The 16,245-nt window shown below is 73.8% G+C and carries 13 protein-coding genes; 2 read left to right on the forward strand and 11 right to left on the reverse strand.

The genetic code is table 11. The features are described from left to right. Positions 1–4: 4 nt before the first annotated feature. From O7599_RS07625 to O7599_RS07670, 10 genes are all read right to left on the reverse strand, one after another. Positions 5–1,033: an ABC transporter substrate-binding protein gene (locus O7599_RS07625; protein ID WP_281621347.1), complete on the reverse strand. Its 1,029-nt coding sequence runs from the start codon at positions 1,031–1,033 to the stop codon at positions 5–7. A gap of 2 nt (positions 1,034–1,035) precedes the next feature. Continuing rightward, the gene (locus O7599_RS07630) at positions 1,036–1,659 is read right to left on the reverse strand and encodes a glucose-6-phosphate isomerase family protein (RefSeq protein WP_281621348.1); all 624 of its coding nucleotides are present in this window, start codon (positions 1,657–1,659) and stop codon (positions 1,036–1,038) included. Positions 1,660–1,873: 214 nt separating this feature from the next. After that, a complete protein-coding gene (locus tag O7599_RS07635) occupies positions 1,874–2,653 on the reverse strand; it encodes a GntR family transcriptional regulator (protein WP_281621349.1) in 780 nt (259 codons plus the stop codon). 63 nt (positions 2,654–2,716) lie between these two features. Beyond that, positions 2,717–4,153, reverse strand: coding sequence for a mucin-5B (locus O7599_RS07640; RefSeq protein ID WP_281621350.1), 1,437 nt, complete (start codon positions 4,151–4,153; stop codon positions 2,717–2,719). Further along, positions 4,153–5,121 (reverse strand): substrate-binding domain-containing protein, encoded by a 969-nt coding sequence (locus O7599_RS07645; protein ID WP_281621351.1) that lies wholly within the window; start codon positions 5,119–5,121, stop codon positions 4,153–4,155. Before O7599_RS07645 ends, O7599_RS07640 begins: the two co-directional genes overlap by 1 nt. Next, positions 5,118–6,242 (reverse strand): ABC transporter permease, encoded by a 1,125-nt coding sequence (locus tag O7599_RS07650; RefSeq protein WP_281621352.1) that lies wholly within the window; start codon positions 6,240–6,242, stop codon positions 5,118–5,120. The genes O7599_RS07645 and O7599_RS07650 overlap by 4 nt, the downstream gene beginning before the upstream one ends. Then, a complete protein-coding gene (locus O7599_RS07655; RefSeq protein ID WP_281621353.1) occupies positions 6,239–7,786 on the reverse strand; it encodes a sugar ABC transporter ATP-binding protein in 1,548 nt (515 codons plus the stop codon). Before O7599_RS07655 ends, O7599_RS07650 begins: the two co-directional genes overlap by 4 nt. Then, on the reverse strand, positions 7,783–9,174 hold the full coding sequence (locus O7599_RS07660) for an aldehyde dehydrogenase family protein (protein WP_281621354.1): 1,392 nt from the start codon (positions 9,172–9,174) through the stop codon (positions 7,783–7,785). Before O7599_RS07660 ends, O7599_RS07655 begins: the two co-directional genes overlap by 4 nt. A gap of 597 nt (positions 9,175–9,771) precedes the next feature. Then, a complete protein-coding gene (locus O7599_RS07665) occupies positions 9,772–10,209 on the reverse strand; it encodes a TIGR02611 family protein (RefSeq protein WP_281621355.1) in 438 nt (145 codons plus the stop codon). 448 nt (positions 10,210–10,657) lie between these two features. Beyond that, on the reverse strand, positions 10,658–12,250 hold the full coding sequence (locus O7599_RS07670; RefSeq protein WP_281621356.1) for a helix-turn-helix domain-containing protein: 1,593 nt from the start codon (positions 12,248–12,250) through the stop codon (positions 10,658–10,660). A gap of 394 nt (positions 12,251–12,644) precedes the next feature. Here O7599_RS07670 and O7599_RS07675 point away from each other — a divergent pair, with 394 nt between their 5' ends. Next, positions 12,645–13,640, forward strand: coding sequence for a hypothetical protein (locus O7599_RS07675; RefSeq protein WP_281621357.1), 996 nt, complete (start codon positions 12,645–12,647; stop codon positions 13,638–13,640). 60 nt (positions 13,641–13,700) lie between these two features. Further along, the gene (locus O7599_RS07680; RefSeq protein ID WP_281621358.1) at positions 13,701–15,212 is read left to right on the forward strand and encodes a PQQ-dependent sugar dehydrogenase; all 1,512 of its coding nucleotides are present in this window, start codon (positions 13,701–13,703) and stop codon (positions 15,210–15,212) included. Between the two features lie 37 nt (positions 15,213–15,249). Here the strand turns inward: O7599_RS07680 and O7599_RS07685 are convergent, their stop codons facing one another. After that, positions 15,250–16,212 carry a hypothetical protein gene (locus tag O7599_RS07685; protein WP_281621359.1) on the reverse strand — a complete coding sequence of 321 codons (963 nt, stop codon included), beginning with the start codon at positions 16,210–16,212 and terminating at the stop codon, positions 15,250–15,252. Between the last annotated feature and the right edge of the window lie 33 nt (positions 16,213–16,245).

A 16,245-nucleotide genomic window follows, 5' to 3' on the forward strand; every position in this document is an offset into this window, starting at 1 on the left:
CCCCTCAGCCCTTGGTCTTGGGCGGGTTGAGCAACTGCTCGTACTGCGCGTCGTCCACGGTCGACTTGTCGATGACGACGGCGCCCGGGTCGAGCCGGACCGGCGGGGTGCTGTCGCCCGCGGCCATCGCCGCCTCGACGACGCCCTGGTAGCCGAAGAAGAACGGGTTCTGGACGATGATCGCGTCGATGGAGCCGTCGCGTACGCCGGCGATCTCGGCGGGGTCGGAGTCGAAGGCGACGACGGAGACGCGGTCGCTCGCGTTGCGCTCGGCGACGGCCTTGGCGGCGCCGGTGCCGGAGGTGTTGTTGTCGGCGAAGACCCCGGCCAGGTCGGGCGTCGCGGTGAGGGCGTCGTTGACCTGGGAGACGGCCTTGTTGAGGTCGTTGTCGTTGACGGAGGTCTGGATGATCTCGGCGTCGGGGCACTCGGCGGCCAGGCCGCTCTTGAAGCCGTTGAACCGGTCGACCAGGACCTGCTGCCCGGAGGTCGAGCTCTCGTGGAGGATCTTGCCGTTCTGCTGGCCCTTGTCGGTGAGCAGTTCGCACATGCGCACGCCGGCCTGCTCGCCCGCCTTGACGTTGTCGGTGCCGATGAACCCCTCGGACTCGGTGGTGATCGCGTTGTCGACGGTGATCACCTTGATACCGGCGTCGCGGGCCCGGTCGACCGCGCCGTTGAGCGCGGTGGAGGAGTTCGAGGCCAGCACGATGGCGTCGGCGCCCCGGGAGATGGAGTTCTCCACCAGGCTGACCTGCTCCTCGATGTCGGTCTCCGAGGTCGGCCCGAAGAGCCCGAGGTCGATGCCGAAGTCGTCGCCCGCCTGCTTGGACCCGGCGAGCATCGACTGCCAGAAGTCGGAGTCGGTGGCCTTGGTGATGACGTCGACCTTGGTGCCGCCGACCGCGGCGGCGCCGCCCGACGAGGAGCCGGAGTCGTCGAACGCCGCCTTCCCGGCGGCGACGCCGCCGGCCGCGAAGACGACGGCCAGCGCGGCGGCCACCCCCGAGGAGACGAATCGGATGCGCGCCATGGCTACTCCTGGTTGGTAGGGGACGAGGGGGAGGAGGGCGACGAAGCGGTGAAGGGGACGAGCAGCGGCGGGCCGCCGTCCGGGGCGCGCCGGACGCGGTAGCCCATGCCGTGGTCGAGGACCCAGCCGTAGTCGTGGCCGGCGTTGCCGGGGTAGACGGCCAGGAAGCGGTACGGCTCGTCGCCGGTGTTGACGCTGCGGTGCGCCCAGCCCGGCGGGATGTAGCCGATGGCGCCCGGGGACATGTCGATCCAGTGCGGCCGGTCCCCGTCGAAGAGCAGCAGCCCGCCGGTGCCGGCGAGGCCGAGGTAGATCTCGCCCTGCGGGTTGGGGTGCTGGTGGCCCTTGGTCATGTGGAACTCGCCCGCGACCGTGCCCGGCCGGATCGTGGTGATCGACTGGGGCAGCTCGCCCTCGGCCTCCGGTACGGGCGAGGAGGCGACGTCGTACACGACGGGGTCACCGCCGTCCCGCACCGCGGCGCGCCAGGCGTCGCCGTCGGCGAAGAGGCCGTCGAGGTCGGACATGCGCCGGGTGAGCACCGGGCCCGACGGGCTCATGCCGCCGGCCCGCGGATCGAAGGTGATGCGGCTCGGGTCGAGAGGGGGCGATGCGTACGACGGCACCGTGGCCTCCTGGGGTCGTGCGGGGTACTTCCGGAGGGCGTCAGCGTGATGACCTGGTCATTTGACATCCTGTACGGTCAGGATGTCAAGGGTGCCGACAGCGGCCGATCGGACTCCCCCGCGCACGCGTCGCGGCCGGCCCGCTCGGGGAGAGCGGACCGGCCGCGTGGCGTGGGTCGGGTCCGGGGCGTACGGGGCGTACCGCCCGGGGGCGTCAGTCGGTGACGATCATCAGCGGCCGGGGCGGGGCGCCCGACTGCCGGGACAGCTCCACCTCGAAGCGGCTGCGGTCGCCCCGGTGGAAGGCGACGAAGCTCTCCACCGGACGGCCCTGCTCGCCGACGCTGACGCTGCGCAGCACGAGCACCGGGGCGCCCCGGCTGACGCCGAGGCTGCGGGCCAGCTCCGCGGAGGCCACCGCCGCCTCCACCGAGCGGCGGCCCTGCACCAGCCGCACCCCGAACTTGCCCTCCAGCAGCGCGTACAGCGACTCCTGGGTCAGATCCTCGTCGACAAGACCGGGGGCGACCTCCTGCGGGACGTGAGTGATCGTGAGCACCCACGGCTCCTCCTCGACGAACCGCAGCCGCTCGATGACGATCACCGGATGCCCCGGGGGCACGTCCAGTTCCCCGGCGACCTGTGCGTCCGCCGGCACCACCGCCAGCCGGCGGACCTGGCTGCGCAGGTGGCCGCCGCGGGCGGCCACGTCCTCGTACAGCCCGGTGAGGGACTGGACCAGCCCCTCGGGCGTCTTGGGGTGGGCGACGAAGGTGCCGCGGCCCTTGATCCGCTCGATGACTCCCTCGGACTCCAGCTCGGCCAGCGCCTGGCGGACGACCGTCCGGGAGACCCCGTAGCGTTCGCACAGCTCGTGGTCCCCCGGCAGCCGGTCGCCGGGCCCCAGCTCGCGGCTCTCCATCTCGCCGAGGAGAATCTGCTTGAGCTGGTGGTAGAAGGGGAGCAGCGACGAACGATCGATACTTGACTGCATGTCATGAGAGGATAACAACCCTCTCGGCCCGATCGCCCGCCGCCCGCCCCGCGGGACGTCCGCTCAGTCCGCCGGCACGAACATCTTCAGGTCGGTCAGGCTGGCGCTGCCCTCGTAGACGTTGGTGTAGAGGTCGCCGATCACGAACGAGTCGGGGTAGGCGGAGCCCTGCGGCCACTGGTCCGGCCAGGTCGTGCTGCCGTTGTGGTCGTTCTGCACCAGGTCGCCGTCGAACCGGCCGTCGTACTCCTCCGGCTTGGTGTTGTAGTGCCAGATCGGCACGTCGTTCACGACGAACGGCCGGTGGAAGCGGAGCGTCTGCTCGCCGGCCCGGGCGAAGTTGCCGCTGGCCTCCAGGGTGTAGCCGGTGGCGTCGCGCTCGATGGCGAACGTGTAGTCCTCGTTGGGCATCAGCTCCGGCTGCAGCTCGCCCGCGGAGGAGAGCTGCTGCTCGGCGGCGCCGCCGGAGCAGCTCGACATGAACCACTGCGAGTTCCCGGCGAGCCCGCCGGGGCCCGGGGTCCAGTTGGGCATCCCGCTGATCCACATGTTGACCGTGTTGAAGCTGCTGTCCTTGTAGTCGTAGTACTGCCCGGTCGAGGCGTCGCAGATCCGCCCGCCGGTGCCGCCGCCGACGCGGTCGGGGTGCTGGGCGAAGGAGTCCATCAGCACCTTGCGGCGGTAGTGCCAGAAGTGGTTGTTGCGGGGCGCGGGGTCGGGGAAGTCGACGATCGACATGTAGTGGAAGCCGTTGTAGCCGTACGGGCCCTCGCGGACGTCCTGCCACTCGCAGTACGGCGCCGAGGCGTCGCCCTCCCAGCCGGGGCTGTTCGAGCCCTCGCCCCAGGGGTGCTGCGTCTTGCAGCCCTCCGCGTCGTAGCCGTTGATCCGGCCGTCGTACTCGATGGAGCCGTTGCGCTTGCCGCCGAAGTCCAGCGTCTTGAGCCGGTACTCGACGCGGTACTCGTCGGGCAACTGCTCGGTGGGCCGCAGGATGACGCCGCCGGTGTGGTCGGGGACGTCGAGCCGGGCGACGGGCTCGCCGCCCGCGGTGTCGTTGGTGAGCGACGGCGGCTGCTCGATCTCGCCGTCCTTGTTCCAGTCGCGGGCCGAGAGCGAGGCCGTCAGCCAGCCGCCGTCGCCGACGGGGAACTCCTTGCGGTACGTGTCGAAGGAGCCCATCGCCTCCTCCCAGGCCGGGCCGTAGTCGTTGCGGTACCACTGGCCGTCGTCGTCCATGATCGTGTCGAACGGCTCGGCGTAGGTCTCGCGGGTCCAGGACGCACCGCCCTGGTCCAGCGGGTCGGCGAAGTCCTCCTCGTGCAGGAGTTGCCACTCCACCGCCGCGCCGCCGGCGGCCTCCGGCGCGGCCGAGGCCGTCGCCGAGCCGCCCTGGAGGGCGGGGGTGAGCGCGAGGGCGCCGGCGGCGAGCACGAGGCCGGCGCGGCGGGAGCGGACGGCGAGTCCGCGGGAGCGTGCGGGGGGTGGGGTAGACGTCATCAGAAGTTCCCGTCGGGGTCGTAGTACTTCTTCGCGTTGTCCTCGGTCACCATCGGCGAGGGCACGACGGTGTCCTTCTCGGTCTCCTCTCCGTCGAGGACGGCCAGGGTGCGGTCGAGGCCGAGGCTGCCGATCTCGTCCGCGTCGTTGAGCCCGGTGACCAGGTAGTTGGTGCCGTCGAGGATCGCCTTCACGGCCTCGGTCTGGCCGTCCACACCGGCCAGCACGATGTCCTCGTCGAGCCCGGCGTCCGCGACGGCGCGCTGCGCGCCCAGGCACATCGCGTCGTTCTCGCAGAACACCGCGTCGAGGTCGGAGTGCGCGGCGAGCAGGCCCTCCATGACCTTCAGCCCGCCGTCGGTGGTCCAGTCGCCGAAGTCCGGCGCCTCGACCAGCTCGATGCCGGGCGCGCCGTCGAGGGCCTGCTTCACGCCGTCGGTACGGGCCAGGCCGATGCTGTTGTCCGCGGGGCCGCCCTTGATGATCGCGACCTTGCCGCCGTCGGGCAGCCGCTCCAGCAGGAACTCGCCGTTCTGCCGGCCGATGGCCTCGTTGTCCGGGCCGATCCAGCTCGTGTAGTCGCCGGTCTGGAACTTCCGGTCGACCAGCACGGCCGGCTTGCCCGCGGCCTTGATGGCGTTCAGCACCGCGGGCGCCGACTCCAGCGGCCCGCCGGAGACGATCACGGCGTCCACGCCCTTGGCGAGCAGGTCGTCGACATTGGCGGCGAGCTTGGCGGCGTCGCCGCCGGCGTCGGTGGAGCGGACCTCGACGCCCTTCTTCTTCGCGCGGGCCTCGATCGCCTTGTCCATGCCGTTGAAGTAGGGGCCGCTGAGGGTGAAGTTGGCGACGCCGACGGTGTACGAGCCGTCCCCGCCGGAGCCTGTGGAGTCGTCGGAGCAGCCGGCGAGTGCCGTCGCGGTGAGGAGGCCGGCGGCCAGGGCCGCGGCCGTACGGGTGGAGATCATGTCGTTCCCGCCTTCGTTCGGTCGGTGCCCGCGGCCCCGCCGCGCAGCCGGCCGGCGCGCTGCACGAGGATGACGGCCACGATGATCAGGCCCTTGAGGACCTGCTGCCAGAAGCTCTGCACGTTGTGGAGGTTCAGCAGGTTGTTGATGAGGGCCAGCAGCAGCACGCCCGCGAAGGTGGCGCGGACCGAGCCCTTGCCGCCGGCCAGGCTGGCGCCGCCGATGACGCAGGCGGCGATGGCGTCCAGCTCGAACGCGGTGCCGACGCTGGGCTGCGCGATGCCCACGCGGCTGGCCAGGATGACGCCGGCGAGGCCGGCGCAGGCGCCGCTGATCGTGTACGCGAGCACGAGGTGCCGGCGCACCCCGATGCCCGCGAGGCGTACCGCCTCGGCGTTGCCGCCGATGGCGACGAGCGCCCGTCCCTGCGGGGTGCGGGTGAGGAAGACGCCGCCGAGGAGGAAGACGCCGAGCATGATCAGGGTGGCGACGGGGAAGGGCCCGGCGGTCGCGGAGCCCAGCTCGAAGAAGCTCTCCTTGGTCGGTGCGACGGGTGTCTCGGAGTAGACGAAGGCCAGCCCGCGCACCGTGGTCAGCGCCGCGAGCGTCACCACGAAGGGGGCTATCGCGAACCGGGCCACGAGCGTGCCGTTGACCGCCCCGCAGCCGACGCCGACGGCGACGGCCGCGAGCAGCGCGACCGGGACGGGGAGGTCTTCGGAGAGGCCGGCGGCCATGATGCCGGTCAGCGCGACGACGGAGCCGACGGACAGGTCGATGCCGCCGGTGACGATGACCACGAGCATGCCGTAGGCGAGCAGGCCGGTGGTCACCATCTGTTTCATCAGGTTGGTGAGGTTGGTGTCGCTGAGGAACGCGTCGGTGGTGGAGCCGGCGACGGCGACGAACGCCGCCAGCAGCAGGAGCATCCCGGCCTCGGCGGTGAAGTCCCGGCCGCGCAGCACCAGTCGGGGCAGCCGCCACCGGGACGGGGCGAGGGCCGCGGTCCGCCCGGGCGCGGCGTCGTCCCGGGCCTCCGCCCTGCTCTCGGCGTCCTCGGCTGCCGCCTCAGCCGCCTTCTCGGTCTTCGCGGTCTTCGCCGCCGCGGTGTGCTCGTTCACGCGGCACGCCCGATCGCGTACGCGAGGACGCCGTCCTCGGTGGCGCCCTCCGCCGGCACGTCGGCGACGATCCGGCCCTCGTGCATCACCAGCACGTGATCGCTCGCCCCGATCACCTCCGTGAGGTCGGAGGAGACCAGCAGCACGGCCATCCCGCCGCGGGCCAGTTCGTCGAGCGTCCGGTAGATCTCCGCGCGCGTCGCCACGTCCACTCCCCTGGTCGGCTCGTCGAGCAGCAGCACCCGCGGGCTGGTCAGCAGCCACTTCGCGAGCACGGCTTTCTGCTGGTTGCCCCCGCTGAGCGTCCACACGGGCAGCGCGGCACAGTTGCCGGGCCTGATGTCCAGCCGGCGGACCATGTCCGCGGCCTCCCGGCGCCGCCGCCGCCCGTCGAGCAGCGGGCCGCGGGTCGTCGTGCGCAGGGTGGTCAGGCCGATGTTCTCCGCGGCGCTCAGCCCGAGCACCAGGCCGCTGCGCTGGCGGTCCTCGGTGACCAGGGCGAGCCCGGCGTCGATCGCCGCCCGCGGCCCGGCGAACCGCGCTGACGGCAGCGCGTCCTCGTCGCGTACGGGCAGCGCCCGCACCGACCCCGCCGCCGGCGGCTCGGCGCCGAACACGCACCGCACCAGCTCGCTGCGGCCCGCGCCGACGAGCCCGAACAGCCCCGTGATCCGCCCGGCGTGCAGCCGGAACGACACGTCGCGGAACTCCCCCGGCCGGCTGAGGCCCTCGACCGCCAGCAGCGCCGGGCCCGCCTCGGTGCGCTTCGCCGGGTACAACTGCCCGGTGCTGCGGCCGGCCATGAGCCGGATCAGCCGGTCCTCGTCGGTGTCCGCCGGCACCGTACGGGCGACCACCCGGCCGTCCTTCAGCACGGCGATCGAGTCGGCCAGCTCGCCGATCTCGGCCAGCCGGTGGGACACGTAGACGATCAGCACTCCTTCGTCGCGCAGCCGCCGCACGAGCGCGAAGAGCGCCTGCAGATCGGTGCCCGCCAGCACCGCGGAGGGCTCGTCGAGGATCAGCACCCGGGGCCGGCCCGCCGCCAGCGCCTTGGCGATCTCCACCATCTGCCGCCGGGCGACGCTCAGCCGGCCGGCCCGGGCGCGCGGGTCGACGGCGCCGAAGCCGATGCCCGCCAGGAGGTCGGCCGCGCGCGCGTGCGCGGCGCGCCAGTCGACGAGCCCGCCGAGCCGCCGCGGCAACTGTCCCAGCAGCAGGTTCTCGGTGACCGACAGCTCGGGGACCAGCGTCAGTTCCTGGTGCACGGTGCGGATGCCGTGGGCCCGGGCCGCGTGCGGGGAGCCGAACTCCACGCGCTCGCCGCCCACGTGCAGCTCGCCGGCGCTCATGGGCTCGGCCCCGGCGAGCACCTTGATGAGCGTCGACTTCCCGGCTCCGTTGGCGCCGACGAGGGCGAGCACCTCGCCGGCGTGCCCGACGAGGTCGACGCCGTGGAGCACTTCCGTGCGGCCGTACGACTTGTGCACGTCGCGCATCCGCAGCACCTCGGGCCCGGTCGCGCGCTTCTGGGGGGCACTCATGCGAGCGCCTCCCGCACGATCACGGTCTTCTGCCGGGTGAACTCCCGCGCGGTGTCGTGCAGTCCCTCGCGGCTGCCGCCGGTGTCCCCGGGGCCGCCGAAGGGCAGGTTCTCGGCGCGCAGGGCGGTGGAGCCGTTGATCACGACGCCGCCGACCCGCAGCCGGGCGGCCACCGCGAACGCCCGCTGCAGGTCGCGGGTGTGGACGGCGGCCTGCAGCCCGTACGGGGAGTCGTTGGCCATCCGGACCGCGTCCATCGGGTCGGTGAACCGTGCGACGGGCGCGACCGGGCCGAAGATCTCCTCGGCCAGCGCGGGGCTGTCGTCCGGGACGTCGACCAGCACCGCCGGTTCGTAGAACGCCTTGCTGCGCCACCCGCCGGCCGCCCGCCGCGCGCCGTCGCGGATCAGCGCGGCCACCGCGGTCTCCACCCGCTCGGCGGCCTCCTCGCTGATCAGCGGGCCGACGTCGGTGCCCGGCGCCAACTGGTCGCCGACGGTCAGGCGGATGGTGCGGGCCAGCAGGGCGTCCACGAACTCGTCGTGCACGGCTTCCTGGACGTACACGCGCTTGACGGCGCAGCAGATCTGGCCGTTGCCGCGGGCGAGCCGGCCGAGCACGACGGCCTCGGCGGCGGCGTCGAGGTCCGCGTCGTCGCAGACGATGAGCGCGTCGTTGCCGCCCAGCTCCAGGTGGGTCTTCTTCAGCGTCGCCGCCGCGCGGCGGGCGATCTCGCGGCCGGCCGCGGTGCTGCCGGTGAGGCTGACGGCGGCGATGGACGGGTCGTCGGCGAGCCGGCGGGAGACGTCGGGGCCGCCGGTGAACACCTGGTGCGCCTCCGGCGGGAAGCCGGCCGCGGCGACCAGTTCGGCGACGCGCAGCACGGTCAGCGGGCAGCGCGCCGGGGCCTGGACGACGACGGCGTTGCCGGCGGCGAGCGCGGCGCCGGCCTTGTGGGCGTACAGCTCGACGGGGTAGTTGAACGGCACGAGTGCGGCGATCGGGCCGAGCGGCTCGGTGAGCGTCACGGCGAGGTCGCGCTCCAGGCCGGGTACGGCGTCCAGCGGGATCTGGCGCCCGAACAGCCGGGTGGCCTCCCCGGCGAAGCCGCGGAAGATGCGGGCGGCGGCGGCAAGCTCCTCCGATGTCTGGGCGAGGGGCTTGCCGTTCTCGGCGGCGAGCAGGGCGGCGAGTTCGGCGGTGTGCGCGTCGAGCAGCGCGGCGACCCGAGTGAGCAGCGCGGCCCGCTGGTGGGCGGGCATCGCGGCCATGGCGCGCTGCCCGCGTACCGCCGACTCGGCCACGTGATCGATGTCTTCGGGGGTGAACTGCTTGACCTCACCCAGGTGCTCGCCGGTTCCTGGGTTGCGGACGTGACAGGTGGTCATGGCGGCTCTCCGTGAGGCAGCGGCGGCGTTCGAGATTCCGAACGGCGCGATGCTGGCAACGGCCTGTCAATTTGTCAATCCACCTGACTAATTAACATCCCACGTATTTCCCCAGGTCACGGTGGGAGCGCGCCCGGCCGCCCGCGCGGGGTGCGGGTCCGCGGCCTGGCGGGGACGCGTGGTCACGCCGGGCACGCGGCGGCAGCCGCGGGGGCCGGGGAGAAGCACACGGGACGGGGGGGGACGAACGGGACGCGGGAGCCACCCGGCCGCATACCGGGACCGGTAGGGGCGAGCGGCACGCGGGGCGCGCCTTGCAGGGCTCGCGTGGTCACGCCGGCCGTCCGGCGGCGGCCCGCCGGCACCGGCAGAAGCACACGCGACGGGGCCGAGCGGGGTGCCCGGCCGGCCGCACGCCGGGGCCGGGTGCGGCACGCGCGGCGGGGATGCGCCTCTCCACGGCTCGCGCGGTCACGGCGGACATCCGTCCGCCGGGGAGAAGCACACGGGAGGGGGGCCGCGCGGGACCGCGCTCGTGCCGCGGTCCCGGCTCACCTACCAGGCGTCAGCCCGCCGGGACCTGGGGGCCCTCGGCGGTCAGACCTTCCAGGGCATCTCCAGGCCGAACTCGTACAGATAGATCGCGAGCAGCACGCCGCAGATCACCAGGCCGACGGCCGTCAGGATGGCGTTGCGGCGGCGGACCTTCGGGTCGAGGGCGCGCTGCGCGGCCTCGGTGACCTTCCGCTTGGTCCAGCGAAGGATTATCTGCGCCCACACGAACTCCGTCGCCCAGACGGCCATGCCCGCGAAGATCACCAGCCAGCCGGGTCCCGGCAGCGGCAGCAGGATGATGCCGCCGCCGACTATGGCCAGGCCCACGATGAAGACCCCGACCTGCCAGCTCACGTGCAGCGCGCGCGAGCGCTGGATGAAGTGCGGCGCCCGGGACCCCCACGCCTGGTGCTCCGGAGTGTCCGGTTTCTCCGGCTCGTCCACCTTGGCCACCGGAGCGTCGGTGTCAGTCTTGTCCATCCTCTTGTCCCCCTGATCGCCACGCTCGCCATGCATGGAGACACGTTACGGGGTGAGAGTGCCGGAGCCGTCCACCGGACGGACCGTCATCCGGGGGTCGCCTCCTCCCCAGGGTGTACGACCACTCCCGTGGCCGAGAGGGCGCCCCTCGACCCGCTGTTGCCCAAAGCATGCGGTAGCCGGTTCCCGGCGGACGTCTGCTTCGCACAGCGGAACAGCGTCCGCCTGCGGGAGCGATTCCAGCCGACGGTCAGCGCGACAGCCACGTCCACGGTCGCGCCGGTCTTCACCCACTTCATGCCGTCTCCCCCTCTTCCGGTTCCGCACGGTGCTCTCGCCGCGACCGAACGGGGCCGAGGCTAGGCGCGGCGGGATCCGGCAGACAACGTGCACGGTGCGCAGTCGGGACGGGCCGGCCGGGCACGGTGCACGGATTCTCAGAAGGTTCTCAGGAATCCTTCACGGACGCCGGTCTGCACCCCTCCGCGACGGCGAGGGCCTGGGCGAGGTCGTAGACGCCGAAGCCGCTGGTGAGCAGGTCCCGGTTGAGCAGCACCTCGGCGGTGCGCAGCCGCGCCCTGACGGTGTTGCGGCTGATGCCGAGGCCGCGGGCGGCGCGCTGGGCGTCGGAGTTGGCGGCGACCCAGGCCCGTGCGGTGGTGCGGAGGGTGTCGTCCAGCGGGTGCAGGAAGGCCGCCGCCCAGTCCCTCGCGGGCTGCGAGCGGACCAGATCGCAGAAGGAGGGCGCGGCATCGCCGCCCCCGGCGTCGCCGATGCCGGGGGCGGCGGCCGGGGACGGGTCGGCGAGGGCCAGGGCGAGGTTGAGCAGAGCCCGGGAGACCACCTCGTCGAGGTCGAGGCCGAGGAGGCGCTCCGCGCGCCTGAAGTGGGCCGTGACCGTGTTGCGGCTGACACCCAGGAACCGGGCCGCCCCCGAGCGCGACACGGTCAGCCCGGCCCGCAGAACGTGCACCGTGAGCCGGGGCGCGGCGGCCAGAGGGTGCAGGAACGAGCGTGCCCACGCCACCGCGTCCGGCCGGGGCAGGAGTTGGGCGAGGGGCGACTCGCCGCGATAGGACGCCACCCGGCCTGGCAGGTTCCGGGCCACCGAGAGCGTGTGCCGGGCCTGCTCGTACGCCTGCGCGGTGGCCTCCAGCGCATGCACGGCACTGATGCCCAGGGCGTAGCCGGCGTTGTCGCGTGCCAGCCGGCGCAGCTCCGCGCCCCGGCCGGCCGGGGCGCGGTCGTCGTCGGAGTCCTGGGAGACGAGGCAGATGAGGTGCTCGCGCATGACCGGGCACTGCACCATGAGGTCGCGGTCGTGGTAGCCCGAGGGGTCCTGGAGGTCGAGGGCGAGCCGGTCCCGCTCGGCCGGGGGGCAGTGCAGCAGGTAGACGCGCAGGGTGCGGGTGTCCAGCAGTTCGGGGACGGCGCCGGCGGTCATCCGGCGGGCCAGCTCGGGGTCGCCGGCCAGCAGCGCCTGGAGCACGGCGAAGCGCACCTGCCGGGCTTTGTCCTGGTAGTTGCGGTGCACCGCGGCGGCTTCGTGCAGGCGCAGCAGGAGCAGGGCGGAGCGGGCGGCGTCCGCGGCGAGCCCGGCGGCCTCCCGGGCGGGTGGCGTGGCCCCCGCGACGACCAGCACCGGTCGCGGCGGCCACGGGCTGAGGGCGTCGCCGCCACCTGAGACGGCCGTGCGAGAGCGGGCGGCGGCGGGCTCGGGCTGCGGATCGAGGGCTTCGACACGCACGTGCAGCCCGCCCGCCTCCAGCCCGGCGACCCCGCCCCGGCCCTGGCCGAGCCGGGCGAGCCCGGTCGCCAGCGCGCCGCTCAGCAGGGCACGCGGAAACCCCACGGAGGCGGCGGCCACCGTGCCCGTACTCCAGACGAGCGCGACGTGCGCGTCGATGTGCCCGCGTAACCAGTCGACGATGCGCCGCAGGTCGGGTTCGCCGGGGCGGGCGGCCTGCCGCTGCACCTCGCGGAGGAGTTCCTGGGAGCGGGCGATACGCCAGTACGGATCCCCGACACCTGGTGACTGCATGGCGGCTCCCCTCTGTATCTGTCGGACATCCTGCAGATCTTCTCTGAGAAGCGCACGCCCCGTCGTCGAGATCGACGGGGACCCGGTGATCGCCGTGCGCGAAGGCTGCGCGGGCCGTGCCGGGGTCTTCACTCCGGCGTGTCCGCGCACCGGCCCCCGGCCGCGTTCCGCCGACGGACTGCTACGGGCCCGATGCGAGACCGCGCTGCTGAGCTGCACCGCGGCGGGCCGCCGACCGGGCGGCGGAGCCGCGGCGCGAGTCCGCGCCGCCGGGCGAGCCGCGGGCGTCCACGTTCTTGACGCGCTCACGTCGCGCGGATACGGTCCCCAGCGGGACGCGTAGCAAGCGCTTACCGACTCGTTCGGAGTCCTCCTCGGGGAGGGAGATGACGCAATGCCGAAGCACAGCGGGAGCGGCGCCGCACGGGTCGTCGCGGCCGTCGCGGCGCTGGCACTGACCGCCCTGGCGGCGGGACCGGTGCAGGCGGTGCAGGAGCCGGAGGGACCGGCGGCGACGGGGCGGGGAGCGCCCCGGGTGCTCCCCGCTCTGCTGCCGGACCTCGTCGCGCTCTACGACTTCGGCCATCCGGTCCGCGGCAACCCCGCCCTCGAACGCGACCTGGGCCGCTCCGGCACGGAGATCGCCCTCGTCAACGGCGGCGCCGCGATGCGCGTGCCCGACCGTGCCTTCCCGGGCGCCGGCCGCGCCCTGCAGACCGCCCAGGTCTCCCCCGCCAACGCCGGCAACGACGACTGGAAGGCCGGCCTCCACAGCCCCGGGGGCGTACCGAGCCTGGGGGCGTTCAACGGGGCGAAGGCCGCCACCGTCATGGGCTGGTTCAAGGTGACCGGCGACAACCCCGCCCCCGACTCCCAGACCGCGGACCCGGACGACCGCTACGGCGCCGTCGGCCTGGCCGGCGTGCTCGCCGGCAACTCCGACGGCCACGGCGTACGCGCCCTGCTGGAGCTGATCGAGGTGGACGGCGAGCTGCGGCTCGTGGCGCTCGGCCGCCGGCTCGACGAGGGCGCCTCGCAGACGTTCGCCGCCGCCGGGGACTGGCGCCGGCTGCTGCCGCCGGACGAGTGGGTGTTCCTGGCCGCGACGTTCGACTACACGGACGGCACTATGGCGCTGTTCCGCAACGGCGAGCGCCTCGACGGCTTCTACACCGTCCCCGGCGACCCGTGGCAGGTCTCCGGGCCCGGCGAGCACCGCGCGTCGCCCACGGACCCCGCGGGCATCAAGATCGGCGGGAGCTTCCCGCAGAACACCCTGGAGCGCAATCCCTGCAACTGCCGCATGGACAGCCTGATGTTCCTCGACCGCGAGCTGACCGACCGGCAGGTACGGGCGCAGTACCGGCTGATGGTCTCGAACCGGCCCTGAGCCGCACCCCCGTCCCCGTACAAACCCGCTCGTCGCGCACCCCCAGAACGGAGCCCCGGCATGCCCCTACCCCTCCGCCGAAAGCCCCGCCTCCTCGCCCCCGTACTCGCCGCGGCCGTGGCCGCGACCGCCTTCCTCACCGCCCCCGCCGAGGCCCGTACCGAACCGACCGCGGCCCCGGCCGCCGCGCCCGGGGACGCGATCCTCCCCAAGCCCGTGCCCGCGAAGCTCGGCCTCGTCGTCGAGGAGTACACGCAGTTCCCCAAGTCGGAGCCGACGCCCCCGCCGACCGACCCGCGACTGATGCGGCACGCCCGGATCAACGCGCTCGCCGAACTCCCCGACGGCTCGGGCCGCAAGGCGGTGCCCGACCTCAACGGCAAGCTGTACCTCGTCGAGGACGGCGCACAGCCCCGCGCGTACCTCGACGTCGGCGCCACCTTCGCGCCGCAGTTCTTCTCCGGCCAGGGCCTCGGCCAGGGCTTCGGCTACGCGGCCTTCCACCCCGGCTTCGCCCGCAACGGCATCTTCTACACCGTGCACACCGAGCTGGCCTCCACCACCGACGAGGAGCCGGACCTCACCCCCCAGCCGAACACCGGCTACCACGGCATCATCACCGAGTGGACCGCCGACGACCCGTCCGCCGACACCTTCTCCGGCACCCGCCGCGAGGTGCTGCGGCTCGGCTTCCAGGGCCGCATCCACGGCATCCAGCAGATCGCGTTCAACCCCACCGCCCGCAAGGGCGGCGCCGACTACGGCAAGCTCTACCTCGCCGTCGGCGACGGCGGCACCGGCGTCGACAACACCGAACCGCAGAACCTCGCGCTGCCGCACGGCAAGCTGCTGCGGATCGACCCCCGCGGCACCGACAGCGCCAACGGCGCGTACGGCATCCCCGCCGACAACCCCTTCGCCGACCGCCCCGGCGCCCTCGGCGAGATCTACTCCTACGGCTACCGCGACCCGCACCGCTTCAGTTGGGACACCGGCGGCAGGAACCGGATGTACCTCGGCCACATCGGCCAGCACGCCGTGGAATCCGTCTACGAGGTACGCGCCGGGGACAACTCCGGCTGGAGCGAGCGGGAGGGCCCGTTCGTCTTCGACAAGGACCCGGCCGACCCGTGCGACGCGTACAAGCCGCTGCCGCCCGACGACGACAAGTACGGCTACACCTACCCCGTGGCCGCCTACGACCACGACCCGCCGGCCGACTGGGACTGCACCTCCGACATCGGCCGCGCCGTCTCCGGCGGCTTCGTCTACCGCGGTGACGAACTGCGCAACCTGCGCGGCACGTACGTCTTCGGCGACCTCGTCGACGGCCGCGTCTTCGCCACCAGGGAGGGTGACATGGACCGCGACGCGGCCGAGATGGCCACGATCCATCAGCTCCGGCTCTACGACGCCGCCACCGGCGAGCGCGTCACGGCGCAGGACCTGGCCGGCGACACCCGCGTCGACCTGCGCTTCGGGCAGGACGCGGCGGGCGAGCTGTACCTGCTGGCGAAGGCGAACGGCAAGGTCTGGAAGGTCACCGGCACCCGCGGCCCCGCGCTGCCGTAGCCGGCGGGGAGACCGGCCCGTACGGCGGGCGCGGGCGTCAGTCCGGCGAGCCGGACTCCGCCCGCGCCCGCCGTTCCAGTTCGCGGGCGAACTCCAGCCAGGCGGCGGCGCACGACCGGGCCGCCTCCGCGACGGCCGCGCGCCAGTGCGGGGGCACGGCACCGACCAAGCCGTCCAGGCGGACCAGGTCGTTCGGTGCCAGCACGTGGGCGTCGGCCCAGGCGAGGAACGCCCGGCCGGCCGCCGTGTAGCGGACCGACGGGTCCCGGGCCAGGCCGTCCCGTACCGCGGGCCATCCGGCGGGCGGCTTTCCGGCCGCCGTACGCGGGCGGGGCGGGGCGGGGGCAGTGGGCCGGGGCGCGCCCGGGGCCGCGGGCCGGGGCGGTACGGGGTCGCGGCCCGTGCGCAGGCGGGCGCGCACGTCGTGGGCGGTGCCCACCGAGATGCCGGCCGCCCGGGCGATGGCGCGCAGCGACGCGTCGGGGTGGCGGGCGATCCACCGGCTCGCCCGCAGCCTGCCGGCCGCGGCGTCCAGCGGGCGGATCCGGCCGTCCCGGCCGACCCGGCCGCCGGCGTCCCCGCCCCCGCCCGGAACGAAGAAGCGGCGCCGGATCGCTCCCACCGTCGTCGGGGACAGGCCCGCCGCCGTGGCGACGGCGCGGTCCGACCACTGCCGGTACGTCGCGAGGATGCGGACGGCCGCGGCCTCGCGGTCGTGGAGGGAGAGCGGCAGTCCGCCGCCGGTGAGGTTGCGCTCCACGGCGCGCAGGAAGGCTTCCTTCTCGTCGCCGTCGAAGTACGTGGCGGCGACGCTCGTCTCGCCCCTGAGGCGCGCGGCGTGCACCCGGTGCATGCCGTCCACGACGCGCAGGGTGCCGCGGTGGACGAGCACCGGCGGCAGACCGGACAACGCAGCCAGCAGGTCTACGTGTTCGGGGTCCACCCCGGCGAGCCGGGGCGAGTCGGCGGGCAGCAGCGACGCCACCGGCACCGCGACCACGGCGTAAGGATCCGGATTCCTCCAGCGCGGATA

This window comes from Streptomyces sp. WMMC500, from assembly GCF_027497195.1.
GTDB lineage: Bacteria > Actinomycetota > Actinomycetes > Streptomycetales > Streptomycetaceae > Streptomyces.